Here is a 16,722-nt window from a genome sequence, read left to right as displayed (position 1 = left end):
GGGAATACCTTGGAAAAAATCATCGTCCGCGGTGGAAATAGATTAAGCGGTACAGTTAAAGTTGAAGGAGCAAAAAACGCCGTTTTACCTATTATCACTGCAACCTTATTAGCTAGTGAAGGAAAAACAATTCTAAATGATGTACCAGCTCTCTCCGATGTATTTACGATTGGCGAAGTTTTAAGACATCTGAATGCAGAAGTAGATTTTGAAACAAATCGTGTAGTTGTAGATGCATCAAGAGAGTTAAAAACAGATGCACCTTTTGAATATGTAAGAAAAATGCGCGCTTCAGTACTTGTAATGGGTCCTTTATTGGCGCGTACAGGTGAGGCTCGTGTAGCTTTACCTGGCGGATGTGCGATTGGATCAAGACCGATTGACCAGCATCTTAAAGGCTTTGAAGCAATGGGTGCTAAAGTTCAAGTAGGAAATGGTTTTATTGATGCAAAAGTTGAAGGAAGACTAAAAGGTGCTAAAATTTATTTAGACTTCCCAAGTGTAGGTGCCACAGAAAATATTATGATGGCAGCAGCATTAGCGGAAGGCACTACAATTATGGAAAACGTAGCAAAAGAACCTGAGATTGTCGACTTAGCAAACTTCTTAAACGCAATGGGCGCTAAAGTTCGCGGTGCAGGAACTGGTACGATCCGTATTGAAGGTGTTAATAAATTATATGGTGCAGAACATGCAATTATTCCAGATCGCATCGAAGCTGGAACATTCATGGTAGCAGCAGCTATTACAGGTGGAAACGTACTTGTACGCGGTGCAGTAGCAGAGCACATCAGTTCACTTGTTGCTAAAATGGAAGAAATGGGTGTTGAAATTACTGAAGAAGGCGACGGCTTACGCGTTGTAGGACCTGAAAAGCTAAAATCAGTAGATATTAAAACAATGCCTCATCCAGGTTTCCCTACGGATATGCAATCTCAAATGATGGCATTATTATTAGCAGCAGAAGGCACAAGTATGATTACAGAAACAGTTTTTGAAAACCGCTTTATGCACGTAGAAGAGTTTCGCCGCATGAACGCTGATATTAAAATTGAAGGGCGCTCTGTTATTATTAACGGACCTTCTCAACTACAAGGCGCTGAAGTAGCAGCAACAGATCTTCGTGCAGCAGCAGCGTTAACATTAGCAGGACTTGTAGCAGACGGCTATACGCGTGTAACGGAATTAAAACACCTTGATCGTGGTTATGTAAATTTCCACAATAAATTAGCCGCTTTAGGCGCTGATATTGAACGTGTAAATGACGAAACAAAGCAAGTAGAACAAACTCAACAGGCTTCAGACGTGAAATAAATATGTCATAAAAAAAGCATCTCATAGCGAGATGCTTTTTTTGTCGTTGGACGACCCTTATGGCCGGTTTGCTGTCATAAAAGGTTGTCCACCTCCATACATATGGAATATAGGGATATAGGTGTTCCTTGTCAAAATAATAGATATGGAGGCTAGGCGTTCATGAAACAAGCAAAGCCAATCGTCGTACTAGGAGTCATCTTTTTTTTCGTTGTGTTACTCATCCCAACACTTCTCGTTGTTCCTTTTACTGAAAAGACAGATGGAAAGCTACATGAAAATGTCAAACAGACCCCACAAACCGAAAAACTACAAAAAGTGACAGCGTCTCCTCTTGACGTCAGTGTTTATCGTACGGAAACGAAAAAAGTAGAAAAATTGCCGCTCGAAGACTATCTTGTAGGGGTAGTAGCAGCTGAAATGCCTGCTACTTTTGAGCTTGAAGCACTTAAGGCTCAAAGTTTGGCAGCCAGAACCTATATTGTACAAACTATGATGAATGGAAATAGTCATCTTCCCCAAGGAGCGGATGTGACTGATACCGTAGAGTACCAAGTATATTTAAATAAAGATGAGCTAAGAAGCAGATGGAACAAAGACTATGATTGGAAAATCAAAAAAATTCAAGAAGCAGTGAAAGACACCCAAGGTCAAATTCTTACGTATAAAAATAAGCCAATTAATGCTACGTTCTTTTCTACAAGCAATGGTTACACTGAAAATTCAGAGGCGTATTGGAAGAATTCCATTCCTTATCTAAAAAGTGTAGCTAGTCCATGGGATAAAAAGTCCCCAGAATTTACAAATCAGAAAGTAATGTCTGTTGCTAGCTTTGAACAGAGGCTTGGAGTGAAATTAACAAACAGTGGATCAGTAGGTGAAATCGTCTCTAGAACGCCGGGGCAGCGCGTAGATTACGTAAAGATAAACGGTAAAGAACTGTCGGGAAAAGATGTTCGGGAAAAATTGGGTTTATCGTCAGCCGACTTTCATTGGACAAAAAAAGGTAATGAAATTATCATCAACACAAAAGGATATGGACATGGTATTGGGATGAGTCAGTACGGAGCAAATGGTATGGCACTGGAAGGAAAAACGTATAAAGATATTGTTACTCATTATTATACAGGTGTTGCGATTACCCCTAACGATCAGTTTGTTGCACAATTGACAGCTAAACGCTAATTCAAAGACCCTTATATCAGGGTCTTTTTTTATGGTTTTCACTTTTTTTAAATAAAATGTATATTTTAGATTCATCTGTTGAAAAATAATCGAAAAAAATTTTTTATCACTGTGTATATATTCATTCAATTGTGTTCAGACTGATTGCTGAGGTGATGATATATGAGAGAGGAAGAAAAGAAACGTACTTCTCCAAAATCGAAAGTTCAAAAATTAGTTAGAAAGCGTTGGGTGTTCCCGGCTATCTATTTAGCGAGTGCAGCAATTATTCTTACAGCAGTCCTTTGGTTTCAAGCTAATGGAAACGATATTAGCAAAGAAGACAAAAGCGGCTATAGCCAAGACGGTACGGCTTATCGAGACGACGCTGTAGAGGTAAATGCTTCACTTGAAAATTTAAAAATGCCAGTCGCTAGTGAAGCATCAGCAATCGTGAAAAAGCCTTTCTACGACGATCAAGCATCTGAAAAACAGCAAGAAGAAGCACTAGTTTTCTACAACAATACGTATCATCCAAACACAGGTGTTGACTTAGCTGTTAAGGGAGATAAATCATTTGATGTTGTAGCAGCAGCTAGCGGTACAGTAACAAAAGCAACAAAAGATCCTTTACTAGGTTATGTAGTAGAAATTGATCACAAAGATGGTTTAGTCACACAGTATCAATCTCTCGAGAAAGCTGATGTAGAAGTAGGAGATATTGTTAAACAAGGCCAAACGATCGCAAAAGCTGGAAAAAGCTTATATAATCAAGAAGCAAAAACACATGTGCATTTTGAAGTTCGTAAAGATGGTGTAGCAATTAATCCAAGCAGTTATTTTGGAAAATCTGTTAGTTCTATCAAAGAAGTCAAAGCAGCTGAAGTGACAGAACCAAAAGACGACTCTTCTTCTGAAGAATCAAAGGATAGCGAAAAATCATCTGATGAAAAGACTAAAGAAGATAAAGATTCAAAACAACCTTCAACAGATACGTCTAAACCAAATGCATAAGGCAAGACCATAAATACGAAAAGAAGCTGGATAAAATCGAGCTTCTTTTTTTATGAATTTTTCTAAAATGAGATGCATTATGTTAAAAAAGTAAATAAAAAACACTAAATTTTCAAAAAAATATAAGAAATCACTTGTCCTTACTGACTTTTCTAGCATATATCTGCACACAAGCTAATAAACTGTTACAAACCTATAAAGAGAATGTTAGAAAAGGGATAATATATACATTCCCTTGGATACTTCTCATATCCAATTTGGGGAGGGCGAGTAGTGTGCACGATTACATCAAAGAGAGAACTATCAAGATTGGAAAGTATATTGTAGAAACAAAGAAAACAGTTCGTGTAATTGCGAAAGAATTTGGCGTTTCGAAAAGTACTGTCCATAAAGATTTAACAGAGCGTCTACCAGAAATAAATCCTGAGTTAGCAAATGAAGTAAAAGAAATTCTTGATTATCATAAATCTATTCGGCATTTGCGTGGAGGAGAAGCAACAAAATTAAAGTACAAAAAGGAAGAAGAAACTGTAAAATGAAAAAATGCCCAATATTGCCTTTTTTATAGAGGTAGTATAGGGCATTTTATTTTTTGGATAAAATAGGTATATAATAAATATTTTTGCTAATAACAACATACATATACAAATTGTGATAAAATAGTAAATTAGGAAAAAAGAATGGTTATCATGCAAAGATATGTAAATAGAAGGAGGATTTAAGGTATGTTAGCAAAAGACATTGGTATCGATTTAGGTACAGCTAACGTCTTAATTCACGTTAAAGGCAAAGGAATTGTGTTAAATGAACCGTCTGTTGTGGCGATTGATAAAAATACAAATAGAGTGCTAGCAGTAGGGGAAGAAGCGAGACGTATGGTAGGAAGAACGCCCAGTAATATTATTGCCATTCGTCCCTTAAAAGATGGTGTTATCGCTGACTTCGAAATTACAGAGTCTATGCTCAAACACTTTATTAACAAATTAAATGTAAAAGGTTTTTTATCCAAGCCTCGCATTTTAATTTGTTGTCCAACAAATATTACTTCTGTTGAACAAAAAGCAATTCGCGAAGCTGCTGAAAAGAGCGGTGGGAAAACCATTTATTTGGAAGAAGAACCAAAAGTCGCGGCTATTGGCGCTGGAATGGATATCTTTCAGCCGAGCGGAAATATGGTCGTAGATATTGGTGGAGGTACAACCGATGTGGCCGTCCTTTCAATGGGCGATATCGTAACAGCAGCTTCTATTAAGATGGCTGGTGATCGTTTTGATGCCGAAATTTTGCAGTACATTAAGCAAAAATATAAGCTCTTAATTGGAGAGCGTACAGCAGAAGAAATTAAAGTGAAAATTGGTACGGTGTTTCCTAAAGCTCGTAATGAAGAGCTGGACATTCGAGGGCGAGACATGGTTTCAGGCCTACCACGTACGGTTACTGTTTATTCTGAAGAAGTAGAGGAGGCACTTAGAGAGTCTGTCAGCGTCATTGTACAAGCTTCGAAAAGTGTATTAGAGCGTACACCTCCCGAACTTTCTGCCGATATTATAGACAGAGGCGTTATTTTAACTGGCGGTGGAGCATTGCTTCACGGTATGGATCAGCTGTTAGCGGAAGAATTAAAGGTGCCTGTGCTAATTGCAGAAAATCCAATGGGTTGTGTAGCTGTTGGAACAGGTATTATGCTCGATAATATTGATAAACTATCTCGTCGCAATATTGTTTAAATAAATGAAGACTCCTCTATTGGCTCGTTTCATACAGAGGAGTCTCTTCTTTTATCTAATATACTCTGTGAGCTAGCTCTAACGAACAACGTTTACTTGTAAGGAGGATGAAGTATGTTTAAAGGGTTTTACACGGCAGCAGCCGGTATGCTGTCTCAACAGCGTCAAACTGACTTATTAACGAATAACATAGCAAATGCTAATACGCCAGGATTTAAAGCAGATCAAGGTACGTTAAAGGCATTTCCTGATATGTTGCTGCAGCGAATGGAATCTGAAGATTTACCTACTGAACGTAGCATCTCTGTTCAGAACAAAAAAGACATAGGTGCGATTAATACAGGCGTGTATATGCAAGAAACAGTTCCAAATTTTACACAAGGTGATCTTCAGCAAACATCTCAATCAACTGATATTGCATTGATGGAGCAAAATATGCCTACAAAAGAGGGCGGACTATTTTTTGTGGTACAAAGCCCTGATAATACGCCTCAATATACAAGAAACAGTAATTTTACATTAGATCAGGAAGGTTTTTTAACTACGTCTACCGGAGCTTATGTATTAAATACAAATAATCAACCAATCCAACTAAAAAGTGAAAACTTTACAGTTGATTCACAAGGTAACGTAACAGAAAATAATCAGCAGGTTGCACAAATCGATATTGCTTATGCTAGTGATTTACAAACGATTAAAAAGACAGGGAATGGATTGTATGAAACGCTGAACAATCAGTCCTTGCCTTCAGCAAGGAATAACCCAGGCATTTCTTATCAGTTAAAGCAAGGATTTGTTGAACGTTCCAATGTAGATGCTGCTCAAAGTATGACTGATTTACTAACGGCTTACAGAGCTTTTGAGGCAAATCAAAAAATAATGCAAGCTTACGATAGGAGCATGGATAAAGCGGCAAATGAAATTGGGCGTGTGCGCTAAAAGCAACAGGGGAGATGAGAAGGATGAACCGTACAATGATAACAGCGGCCAATACGATGGGACAGCTGCAGCAGCAACTTGATGTCATTGGTCATAATCTATCTAATACAAATACGACAGGATATAAAGCGAGAGATGCTTCATTTAATGATATGCTGTATCAACAAGTAAACAATCAAGAAGACAAGGGAACAGAAAAGCGGCTTACGCCAGCCGGAATTCGGCAAGGCACAGGCGCTTATTTAGATCAAACGAGCTTGAATATGACGCAGGGTGCTTTTCAGAATACAGATAAACTATTAGATGTAGCTGCATCTAATCCAAACGTTTATTTTCAAGTTGCCGTAAAAGATTCCCAACAGCCTGTACAATATACGCGAGATGGTTCTTTTCATCTTAGCCCCGAAGGCCCGAACAATGTTAAATTAGTAAACGGTTCTGGTCAGGATGTGCTGGGGGAAAATGGTCAAGCTATTATTTTCAGTAACGCGTTCAAAGATATACAAATTGATGGAAGTGGAACGGTAACGGTTACTACGAATACGGGCGTTGACCAGTTTACCCTTGGGTTAACAAATGTCCAAAAGCCGCAGGTGCTAGAAGCTAAAGGAGAAAATCTATTTGCCTTTCCAGCAGGGATGAACCAACCGAATATGTTTACAGATTTGACTGGAAAACCTCGAGAAACAGCAGGCGTAGAGCAAGGAAAACTGGAACAGTCAAATGTAGATTTGAGCAAAGAACTCACTGATATGTCCATTGCTCAACGTGCGTATCAATTTAATTCCCGCTCTATTTCAATTGCAGATCAAATGATGGGCTTGGTTAATGGAATCAGAGCTTAAGCAAGTAGTTGCTTCTCAATTGAGCATTCTGTATATTGATAATAGTATCGTATGTTACATGCGGTTTGAAAGGAGACTTATTTATGCTTGATATTGAACAAATTAAAGAAATTATTCCACACCGATATCCATTTTTATTGGTCGATCGTATTTTAGAAGTGGAAGAGGGAAAAAAAGCAGTTGGTTTAAAAAACGTATCTGCCAATGAAGAATTTTTCAACGGGCATTTCCCTGACTATCCTGTGATGCCAGGGGTTTTAATTGTAGAAGCTTTGGCTCAGGTAGGAGCAGTAGCTATGCTAAAAAAAGAAGAAAACCAAGGACGTTTAGCATTTTTTGCAGGCATTGACAACTGCCGTTTTAAAAAGCAAGTAAGACCTGGTGATCAACTACGTTTAGAGGTTGAAATTGTACGTGCACGTGGATCTATTGGCAAAGGAAAAGGTATCGCAACTGTAGATGGAGAGTTAGTCTGCGAAACAGATATTATGTTTGCTTTAGGCGATAAAAAAGAATAGTACATAAGAGCTGCTGATGCAGCTTTTTTTTATTGGCGCTGCAAAGCAGAAAAAAGTTTCTTTAATAAAGGTATAATATCCGTTAGCAACTCTTTTTGAAGAGTTGGTGACAGAGATGAAAATTGTAAGAGCACATGTTTCAATAAGGGCTGTTTATCTATGAGGGTTAAAATGGTATCGTCTTGTGAATCTGATTCACGTTTTCTTGTTAAGTAAAGAAGTTGGAAGTCATGTAAATAATCTTGTTTATAAGAGGAAGGATCAATAAGTTGGTCCAGCGTAATTTGAAAACAATTACATAGAGATAGAAAATCAAAAATGGAAGGCGTTTGTTTCGAACATTCCCATTTTGAAATAGTTGTACGAGAAACATTCAACTGATTTGCTAATTCTTCTTGTGAAAACCCTCCTTTTAGTCTAAAATGTTTAATTCTTTCTCCCAAACCTTTCATATGCATCACCTGATTTCGTAAAGATAAGTATATGTCTTATTGTTCGAATGTAGTTCATGTTCTTTGTAACATGCTGAATTTACACAATATGAAACATATACACTTTACCTTCTGCAATAAAGGGAATAAAACCTGTTTTTATTTCTTTTTTTTCTCTAAAAAGATTCATTTTTCTGCATATATATATAAAAAAAGAACAAAAATAGAGGTTTTTATAGTAAAAAAATCCTATTTTTTGTTCGGTATATTGAAAAAAATGGTTGAATAACGGGGAAAAATGCATTAATATACGAATTACAAAGAAAAAGGAGTGAAAAAATGACAAATTTTTATTTGAAAAGGCAAGGCGCTCGCGCAAGAGATAATCGCTTCAAACGTTCTAGTTGTGATCATTTATTTTTAGGAAAAAAAGAAAGGTACCTCCCCGGTGAGTTCTCTTTTCTTTATCCTTCTCATGGACCAACGAAAAAGACCGCAAACAATAATCCTCTCTTTTAAATCCAGACACCTTAAGATGACTTGACTTATTTTTTAGATGTACTTTTTATCGGTCTGTTCCGAAGCTGCAGTTTGAACTGTTGAAGTAAATCTTGACCTGATAATCCTTGGTTAATTAAATCCTCTAAGAGCATTTCAGCATAATGAAGTCTCCGTTCTTTTAAAACACCTTTCATCAACAAACTAATACGATTTTCACCAATTGAAGTAATGGAAGCCACGGTAGCTATAAAGGTAGCCGGATCATTTGTTTCTTTCGTAATTTTAGCTTCTACCGTCATTTTTTGTTTATCTTTCAACAAAACATGAAATTCATCGTACCATTTCTTATCGATAACTGCTTCTAAAATCCAGTTATTTTCGCCGTCTTCTTTATTAATAATAAGGCCATTAGTTAGTGAGACAGACTGACGTTTTTCTTGATCATCAACCAATTGAAATGACACAAGTTTAAATGTTTTCATTGATGTTTCCTCCTTTGCGTAAATAGTAGGTTATCCATATTATAACATGAATGAGCTTAAAGATTCCCATTATTCAATCAGTTGGAGTGGTAGACTATGATTAACCATATTGTTCTTGTAGGAAGACTGACAAAAAAACCTGAGCTTCGATATACCCATGAAGGGATTGCAGTATCTACTATTACTTTAGCAATTAATCGAACGTTTCGAAATGTTGAAGGTGAATATGATGCTGATTTTGTCAATATTACCCTGTGGAGAAAAAATGCAGAAAATACGGCTGCTTACTGTGATAAAGGAGCGGTTGTAGGTGTGGTAGGGCGTGTACAAACGCGCACATTTGAAAATAATCTTCAGCAACGAGTATATATGACCGACGTTGTGGCTGATGCTGTTAAGTTTTTAAGTGGAAAGCCATCCGGTTCTTCTTCATTTGATTCAAATCAGCAAGAAGAATGAAGTTATCTAGCATGAAAGGGGGTGATTAGTTCAGCTAAGGTTCTAAGTCCTCTTATCTATCATAATAGAAGATAGATCCTCTTTAAGAGCAACAAGGCTCTTTCTATATTCTCAAGAGAGAAAATTAAAGTATTTACTATCCCCGAACTATTCCTCTATTTCAGCCGTTAAATCATTTAACGGTTTTTTTCTGTATATAAGAGATTGAGACGTGACTGAATTAATGCAATCTAAAGACAAACAAATGGGATGAGCTAGTATAGGTCACTTGTTACACCACTGTTGATTTCCGTGCAAGACTTCGCTTTTCGCAGACGGCCGATGAGCCTCCTCGTCACTTGCGTACGGTCTCCTCTATTCTGCTTTTCTTGCAGGAGTCTTCGCTTTGCCCTCCGCTCAACAGCTAGAAAACCTACGTCCACCCTACCAATGAAAAGATCCGAACGAGTTTGATTCTTCATCAAGAATCAAACTCGTTCGGATCTTCCTTTAACTAACATAATTTTGTTTCAGCTTCTATCAATTATTTAGAAAATCTTTTTGCACCTAAGTAGCGCTTGCTCCAGTAGCTGTTATCTAGGCTTGCAATGGTTACACCCGTAGAAGATCCAGCATGAATAAATTGACGATTACCAAGGTAAATGCCCATATGTGTAGGACCGCTAGAATATGTATTAAAAAACACTAAGTCTCCAGGCTGTGGATTACTGACAGGTGTTGATACACTCCAATAACCAGCCGTCGTATAGCGCGTTGTAGAAATTTGTTGTTTCGTTACGTAATAAATGAATCCGCTGCAGTCAAAACCAGAAGGAGTCGTGCCACCCCATTTGTAAGGAACACCTATATAACGTTTTGCATCTGAAATCATTTGCGATACATTTAATGTTCCGTTAGAAGTTGAAGGTGTGGATGTACTTGGTTTTGTTGTTGGCGTAGTTGTTTGGCTGCTTTTTGATACCTTTAATTGTTGATTTACATAAATCGTATTAGACGTTAATCCGTTTATTTGTTTTAGCTCACTGACGCTCATGTGAAATGTCGAAGCTATTTTAGATAAGCTATCTCCACGCTGAACTTTGTAAGTTCCGTTTGCATCCTTAGAAGGAGTTTCTGCTGGTTTACTCGTAGTTGGAGTCGATGCGCTATTGCTTCCATTTACTTTTAACGTTTGGTTAATATAAATAATGTTAGAAGAAAGAGCGTTCAAACGTTTTAATTCTTCTACGCTCATATTAAAACGAGTAGCAACTTTCCAAAGGGTATCGCCGCTTTGAACTTTATAGGTCGAACCAGTAGCAGGAGCTGAAGGCTTTTCTTCCTTATTAGATGGTTGAGAGGTTGAAGCAGAAGGAATCGATAACGTTTGTCCTATGTGAATTGTATTTGAAGATAACTTATTTACGCTTTTTAAAACGTCTACCGTTGTATGGTATTTGGTAGATAATGACCAAAGTGTATCTCCAGCTTTCACTTGAACAGTTGAAGCAGATGCTTCAGCTGAAGCTTGATATAAAAATGTCCCGCCAACAACGGCGCCTAGAGATAAAGCGAGCTGCCTTTTTTTCATTAATAAATCCCCCTAATTATGTAAATGTTTCGTGTTTATTTTTCCAATATGTCTATTAAATTACAAAAATATTATATGTATAAATATGCTGGAATTTAAAGAGAAAGTAAAGGGTCTTTTTCGCTATAAAAATACCTTTTTATTCAAAAAACGCTATTTATTGCGCTTTTTGTATCTTTATCAGTAGCTGGATAATGATTTACACTTATTTTTTTGTGTCGAATGATCTAATAAAAAAAGAGGACAAGTAAAAAAGTCCTCTTTTTAGTAACGTTGTAACACATTTTATAATTTTTCTTATTCATTTCTGTATGCAAGAAGCTCTTGTAGTTCGTTATTAGAAAGTTCTGTTACCCATTGATCTCCTTGGATGAGTTCATTGTTTAGATGTTGTTTCTGATTGATCACTTCATCAATTTTTTCTTCAATCGTTCCTCTTGTAATAAACTTATGAACATGAACAAATTTATTCTGCCCAATTCGATGGGCACGATCGGTTGCTTGGTTTTCAACGGCTGGGTTCCACCATCGGTCAAAATGAATAACGTGATTTGCAGCTGTTAAATTCAATCCAGTTCCACCTGCGCGAAGAGAAAGGATAAAGATGGCTTTTTTCCTTGCTTGAAATTGAGCAACCATTTCATCTCTTTGTTCTTTCGACAAACTTCCGTGAAGGAATAAAACCGGCTCGTTGATTTCTTTTTCTAAGGTTCTTTGCAGCATGAGTCCTGTTTCAATATACTGAGTAAAAATTAAACAGCTTTCTTGCTGTGTGCGAATGCTCTCTACGAGTTCAATAATTTTTTCACTTTTATGAGATCGCCGTACCGTTTGTTTAGCTGCACTTTCCTTTAAGTACAAAGCTGGATGATTGCATAATAATTTTAGCTTATTTAGTGTTTGCAAAATCATGCCTTTTCGTTCAAATCCTGTTTTTTCCTCTGTTTCTTGAAGCATTCCTTGAACTAGCTCCTGGTAAAGTGAAGCTTGTTCCGCTGTCAGCGGAATATATTCTTTTTGTTCTTGTTTATCAGGCAGTGAGCGGGCGATGTTTTTATCTTGTTTTGTTCTTCTCAATAAGAAAGGCTGAATGAGTGCTTTAAGCTCAACAGTTCGTTCAGGTTTCTCGCCTTTTTCAATGCCTGCTACAAATCGGTTTTTAAATGAATTGATTGTTCCTAAGTAACCAGGATTGATGAATTCAAATAATGACCATAGTTCCAGCAGACGGTTTTCAATTGGAGTTCCAGTAAGCGCAATTTTGTGTCTTCCTTGCAGCTGACGGATGGCTCTCGCCTGTTTAGTCTGCGGGTTTTTAACATGTTGGGCTTCGTCTAAGGAAATGCTGTTCCATATAAACCCTTTCAACAATTCGACATCCAAAAGAGCAACTTGATAAGTCGTGATCACAACGTCAGTACTTTCACATATCTTCTCAAATGCGTATCCGCTGGTTCTTTTCGGCCCGTAATGAACATGAACACGAAGAGAAGGGGCAAATTTCTGTAATTCTTTTTCCCAGTTTCCAATTAAAGACGTTGGGCAAATGATAAGAGAAGGAGAGCTATGTAACTGATGAATATTTGTTAAATAACTAATTAATTGAATGGTTTTACCTAGCCCCATGTCATCTGCTAGACATCCTCCTAAGTTAAACTTTCTCAAAAACATGAGCCAATTCAAACCTTGCTGCTGATAAGGTCTTAATGCACCTTTGAATTCAGAGGAAGGCAGCACTTCCGGCAGCCGTTCTAAATCCGTTAAGGATGTAATAAATGATTGAAAGGAAGCGGGGAGTTGGAACTCAACTTTTACCTCTTCTTCATCGGTTTTACTGTCTGCCATGTAGGTTAGCTTCGTTTTTAAAATTTCATGAATTGAGACGCCTTTTTTACTAGCTTCTTTAACAATTTTCTGCGCTTGTTTAATTAATCTAGAATCCAGTCGAATCCACTGTCCGTTAATAGATAATAATCGGCGTTTTTGTTCGACTAATTTCCGAAACTCTTCTTCTGAGAAAGTTTGATCGCCAATAGAAAATGACCAGCGGAAGCTGCTGATAGCTTGTTTACCAAACAACGCAGATGAAGTATTTTCTATAGCGCCAGATACTTTGATGGTGGCTTTTTTTAATGATTCCCACCAGCTTGGCAAATGGATAGAGACACCTTGTTTAATCAATGCTGCACTATCTTGAGTTAGAAATTCCCATACTTCCTCATCTGTTAGAACAGACTGAATAAACGCTCCTTTTTGGTATAAAGTAGGAGCCAATGCTTTCCATCGTTCGTGTTCGTAAGCGATATATGATTCGTAGTGATTCCACTCTTTAGGAAGCGTTCTTCCCAGTATAAAAGGTTCTTTGGCTTCATCGTGGGGAATCACGAATGTTTCAGCCGTCCATACATCTCCATCGGTCGCTGGTTCTACAATACGCAACGAAAGGTCAAAGGGAGGATTATAGCTCTCGCCTTCTATGCTTATTAAAAAGTCCTTTCCTTCTTTTTTTAGTAGGCTCTCTTTAATTTGTGCTCGCCACTCTTGCTCATCAGCTTGTGAAAGCGATCCAGTCATTTGTTTTTTTAAAGGAAGAGAATGAAATTTCCCTTGGATAATCCTCTTTGTCATATCGACTGCAATTTGCTGATAAGCTTCCGCTGAAGCGGACAAAGCCGGTTTCAACACATGCTGTTGAATAGGTGATTGTATGAAAGTGAACATTTGCCATGCAGAAAGAAGAATTCCTTTTTTTCCATTAATCTCAACCTGTGTGGCTTCGCTTCCGTAATAGGTCTGTTCATGCCATAGAAACAGCGCATCTTTCCATGTATCAGGGAGCAAAATTTGGCCGCTAGGTGATACACAGTAGAGAAAAAAGTCACCGTGTACAGGTTCGACTTCAAGTGTTAAATGAAACAAATCAAACATTCAGTAAATCTCCTTTTTCTAATAGTTGTTGAAACGCGCGCTGTTTCTTCGTTTTTATCGCTAATTCTTCCATATAATGTTCCCATAGTAGAGAGCGATTCATTTGTAGATAAAGTCTCTTTAATTCTTGTAAGTAGATATAGGCTTCTTGATAACTGCTTTTCTTTTTTTCATAAATCAGCTTTGAGATCATTTGATGATAAAGAGGAATAACCAGCTTTTCATCTTTTTGTTTTAAGGCTTCTATCGTTTGCTCGTCATATTTGATACTGTCATATTGAAGAAGCACCTGTAATTCAACCCACTTTTTCAATTGGTCAGAAGCATATAGAAAATCACTGTATTCAATAAAACTATAGGGAAGTAACGTTTGCAATGCTTCAGTATACAAAGTTTGATCGTTCGTTAAGTCTTTATAGTGCTGAAATAAATTTACAATCATGGAGACCATGTTTCGGCTTCCTTGATAAGTAGTCGGAACGGTGCGTACGTAATCTCCTATATAGGTCATTATATAAGAGCCCCACTGAGCAAAGCGGTCAGTTTCTTTTTCATGCAATAAATCATTTAACCAAGGAATAAGATAGGGAATTGTTTGTAGGGTTTCATCGCTCAAACGTTCTTTTGCTTCCCCATCTTTTTCTTGAAGGAATAAAAGATAGGAAAGAGCTGTATTGTTTATAAAAGAACCGTACTTAGCTTTTAATTTGCTTTCCTCAGTTTTTCGCCACTTTTCTAACGTGAAAATTTTTTGCCAAATAACGCGATAAATCTCAATACGTTCATATTGTAAAGGCATATCTTTATGCAATAATTCTCGGATGTATGGAATGCTATCCTCTATAATAGATAATGCATCTCCATCGTATTTCATTTGCTTTAATGAATCAGCGGTAGCATAAATTTCATTTGTTATTTTGTAGACGTGACTATATACGAATGATTCCTCGATGTTAGTAGAAAGCTGATGTGCCTGTAATTGAGCTGATAGTTTATAGAATGTATGAACCGCTCCATACATACAAAATAAAGCATAAAGCAATGGGTGCTCAGGAGCCTTTTTCACTAAAGCACGGTAATAGTACTGATAATATTCATGATAAATGGAACGGTCATTTTCGTTCCGCCCCTGCATAAAAAGCGTATACTGCTTCTCAAAAGTTTGTCTCCACTCTTGAAAAGTTGCCTTCGGCTTTTTTAACACTTGTTTGGCAGATAGCATAGTCAAAGCTGCTTTTTCATGGTTTCGCCATTCTTTGAATAGGGGCGCAAGCGGTTCTATTAATGAATACATATAAAAAAACGCTGCAAAGCAGTGTTCACAAAATCCGTTATGCTGACAAGAACAGGTACTTTCAGGGAGCAGCTGCTTGTTTAGTTCCACATAAAACGAATCGATTTTAATGTTTAATATCTGTTCGTCATTGTGCAAAATGAAGAATGAATGGGTACGGTAAAGGTCTAGTCCTGCTTGGGCATTCGTGCGATAGCGTGCATCACTGTACGGGAAATGATGTATAAATTGGTGCTGTAAGTGATCTGAAAACGAACTCATAATCCCATTCCTTTCTATACATAAGTGGAGCATAAAATTATATTTATAAGTGATTAATTTTCTTTTCATTATAAATGATAAAAATAGAATTATACAAAATCTTTTGTTATGATAAAGCAGAATCCAACATGACTCTTTATAAAAAGAAATGGATTCCACATGACTTTGTGTACATACTCAATCGCAGACTTACTATACTATAACCAATAAGCACGATTGACATTGACAGGAGGAAAAGTAAGTGAAAATTCGTAAAGCTATTATTCCAGCAGCTGGATTAGGGACACGCTTTTTGCCGGCTACAAAAGCACAGCCTAAAGAAATGCTGCCAATTGTAGATAAACCAACGATTCAATACATTGTGGAAGAAGCAGTAGCATCAGGTATTGAAGATATTTTAATTGTAAGCGGTCGCGGAAAACGAGCAATCGAAGACCATTTTGATAAATCATATGAGTTAGAAGAAACATTAGCCGCAAAGGAAAAGTGGGACATGCTCGAAGAAGTGCAGGGGATTTCAAATTTGGCTAATGTTCACTACATTCGTCAAAAGGAACCTAAAGGATTAGGTCATGCCATTCACTGTGCAAGAAGTTTTATCGGAGATGAGCCTTTTGCTGTTATGCTAGGCGATGATGTAGTTCAATCAGAAACCCCTTGTTTGAAGCAGTTAATGGACGTATACGAAAAATATGAATGCGCTGTAGTTGGTGTACAGGAGGTTCCTAGGAAAGAAACTTCAAAGTACGGAATTGTAGGTCCTAAAGGAGAGCCTCTTGAAAAAGGATTACTAGACGTAGAAACGCTCGTTGAAAAACCGAATCCAGAAGAGGCTCCTTCAGGCTATGCAATTATGGGGCGCTATATTTTAACACCGGAAATTTTTGATATCTTAAGCAGAGAAGAGATTGGCGCAGGAGGAGAAATTCAATTAACAGATGCTATTTTACGTCTGAATGAATTCCAACGTGTTCTTGCTTATTATTTCGAAGGAAAACGTTATGATGTTGGAGATAAATTTGGATTCATTAAAGCAACAATTGATTTAGCTCTGCAAAGAGAACCACTGCGAGAAGAGTTAGTGAGCTATTTTAGAGAAATTGTCGAAAAACAAGGGCATATGTAAAATATATTTACTAAGGGAACTATTGGGAATCAAGGGGATTTTCAATAGTTCTTTTGGGTTAGGGCTCGTTGTACAAAAGATGGTTATATCGTTTATTGATGAATTCTCATAAAATGTTACATAATAATAAGTAAAAGAAATTATTTCAT

16 protein-coding genes are annotated in these 16,722 nt (G+C 37.2%); 11 read left to right on the top strand and 5 right to left on the bottom strand.

Annotated features, from left to right (window positions below; genetic code table 11):
• Positions 1–9: 9 nt before the first annotated feature.
• The 8 genes from murA to fabZ all read left to right on the top strand — a co-directional run bounded on the left by murA (position 10) and on the right by fabZ (position 7,521).
• Positions 10–1,314 carry a UDP-N-acetylglucosamine 1-carboxyvinyltransferase gene (murA, locus tag ACFX4E_RS19620; protein WP_013059795.1) on the top strand — a complete coding sequence of 435 codons (1,305 nt, stop codon included), beginning with the start codon at positions 10–12 and terminating at the stop codon, positions 1,312–1,314.
• Positions 1,315–1,476: 162 nt separating this feature from the next.
• Complete coding sequence (gene spoIID, locus ACFX4E_RS19615; protein WP_028409696.1) at positions 1,477–2,499, top strand: stage II sporulation protein D; 1,023 nt, start codon at positions 1,477–1,479, stop codon at positions 2,497–2,499.
• A gap of 162 nt (positions 2,500–2,661) precedes the next feature.
• Positions 2,662–3,492: a stage II sporulation protein SpoIIQ gene (gene spoIIQ / locus ACFX4E_RS19610; RefSeq protein WP_028409695.1), complete on the top strand. Its 831-nt coding sequence runs from the start codon at positions 2,662–2,664 to the stop codon at positions 3,490–3,492.
• 275 nt (positions 3,493–3,767) lie between these two features.
• Positions 3,768–4,031 carry a sporulation transcriptional regulator SpoIIID gene (gene spoIIID, locus ACFX4E_RS19605; RefSeq protein ID WP_013059792.1) on the top strand — a complete coding sequence of 88 codons (264 nt, stop codon included), beginning with the start codon at positions 3,768–3,770 and terminating at the stop codon, positions 4,029–4,031.
• A gap of 186 nt (positions 4,032–4,217) precedes the next feature.
• Positions 4,218–5,219 (top strand): rod shape-determining protein, encoded by a 1,002-nt coding sequence (gene mreB / locus ACFX4E_RS19600; protein ID WP_013059791.1) that lies wholly within the window; start codon positions 4,218–4,220, stop codon positions 5,217–5,219.
• A 114-nt stretch (positions 5,220–5,333) separates the two neighbouring features.
• A complete protein-coding gene (locus ACFX4E_RS19595; protein WP_028409694.1) occupies positions 5,334–6,158 on the top strand; it encodes a flagellar hook-basal body protein in 825 nt (274 codons plus the stop codon).
• Positions 6,159–6,181: 23 nt separating this feature from the next.
• Positions 6,182–7,003, top strand: a complete 822-nt coding sequence (locus tag ACFX4E_RS19590) for a flagellar hook-basal body protein (protein WP_028409693.1) — start codon at positions 6,182–6,184, stop codon at positions 7,001–7,003.
• An 83-nt stretch (positions 7,004–7,086) separates the two neighbouring features.
• Complete coding sequence (fabZ, locus tag ACFX4E_RS19585) at positions 7,087–7,521, top strand: 3-hydroxyacyl-ACP dehydratase FabZ (protein WP_013059788.1); 435 nt, start codon at positions 7,087–7,089, stop codon at positions 7,519–7,521.
• A gap of 29 nt (positions 7,522–7,550) precedes the next feature.
• Here the strand turns inward: fabZ and ACFX4E_RS19580 are convergent, their stop codons facing one another.
• On the bottom strand, positions 7,551–7,973 hold the full coding sequence (locus ACFX4E_RS19580) for a helix-turn-helix domain-containing protein (protein WP_028409692.1): 423 nt from the start codon (positions 7,971–7,973) through the stop codon (positions 7,551–7,553).
• 318 nt (positions 7,974–8,291) lie between these two features.
• Between ACFX4E_RS19580 and ACFX4E_RS19575 the strand changes: the two genes are divergently transcribed.
• Positions 8,292–8,471: a hypothetical protein gene (locus ACFX4E_RS19575; RefSeq protein ID WP_060745869.1), complete on the top strand. Its 180-nt coding sequence runs from the start codon at positions 8,292–8,294 to the stop codon at positions 8,469–8,471.
• Between the two features lie 26 nt (positions 8,472–8,497).
• Here ACFX4E_RS19575 and ACFX4E_RS19570 read toward each other — a convergent pair whose 3' ends face one another.
• Positions 8,498–8,935: a YwpF-like family protein gene (locus ACFX4E_RS19570; protein ID WP_014457773.1), complete on the bottom strand. Its 438-nt coding sequence runs from the start codon at positions 8,933–8,935 to the stop codon at positions 8,498–8,500.
• A gap of 96 nt (positions 8,936–9,031) precedes the next feature.
• On the opposite strand from ACFX4E_RS19570, the gene ssb reads away from it, so the two are divergent.
• On the top strand, positions 9,032–9,394 hold the full coding sequence (ssb, locus tag ACFX4E_RS19565; RefSeq protein ID WP_014457774.1) for a single-stranded DNA-binding protein: 363 nt from the start codon (positions 9,032–9,034) through the stop codon (positions 9,392–9,394).
• 523 nt (positions 9,395–9,917) lie between these two features.
• Here the strand turns inward: ssb and ACFX4E_RS19560 are convergent.
• The 3 genes from ACFX4E_RS19560 to ACFX4E_RS19550 all read right to left on the bottom strand — a co-directional run bounded on the left by ACFX4E_RS19560 (position 9,918) and on the right by ACFX4E_RS19550 (position 15,447).
• Positions 9,918–10,964 carry a C40 family peptidase gene (locus tag ACFX4E_RS19560; RefSeq protein ID WP_098526044.1) on the bottom strand — a complete coding sequence of 349 codons (1,047 nt, stop codon included), beginning with the start codon at positions 10,962–10,964 and terminating at the stop codon, positions 9,918–9,920.
• A gap of 297 nt (positions 10,965–11,261) precedes the next feature.
• Positions 11,262–13,892 (bottom strand): DEAD/DEAH box helicase, encoded by a 2,631-nt coding sequence (locus tag ACFX4E_RS19555; RefSeq protein ID WP_060745866.1) that lies wholly within the window; start codon positions 13,890–13,892, stop codon positions 11,262–11,264.
• Positions 13,885–15,447 (bottom strand): replication initiation protein, encoded by a 1,563-nt coding sequence (locus ACFX4E_RS19550; protein ID WP_098333911.1) that lies wholly within the window; start codon positions 15,445–15,447, stop codon positions 13,885–13,887. The genes ACFX4E_RS19555 and ACFX4E_RS19550 overlap by 8 nt, the downstream gene beginning before the upstream one ends.
• Before the next feature lie 241 nt (positions 15,448–15,688).
• Between ACFX4E_RS19550 and galU the strand changes: the two genes are divergently transcribed.
• Positions 15,689–16,573: a UTP--glucose-1-phosphate uridylyltransferase GalU gene (galU, locus tag ACFX4E_RS19545; protein ID WP_050690865.1), complete on the top strand. Its 885-nt coding sequence runs from the start codon at positions 15,689–15,691 to the stop codon at positions 16,571–16,573.
• The last annotated feature ends 149 nt before the right edge of the window (positions 16,574–16,722 follow it).

Origin of the sequence: Priestia sp. YIM B13491 (assembly GCF_042787605.1) — a bacterium.
Taxonomy (GTDB): Bacteria; Bacillota; Bacilli; order Bacillales; family Bacillaceae_H; genus Priestia; species Priestia megaterium_E.
Note: the sequence above shows the minus strand (reverse complement) of the source record. Positions and strands in the feature narration are given on the sequence as shown.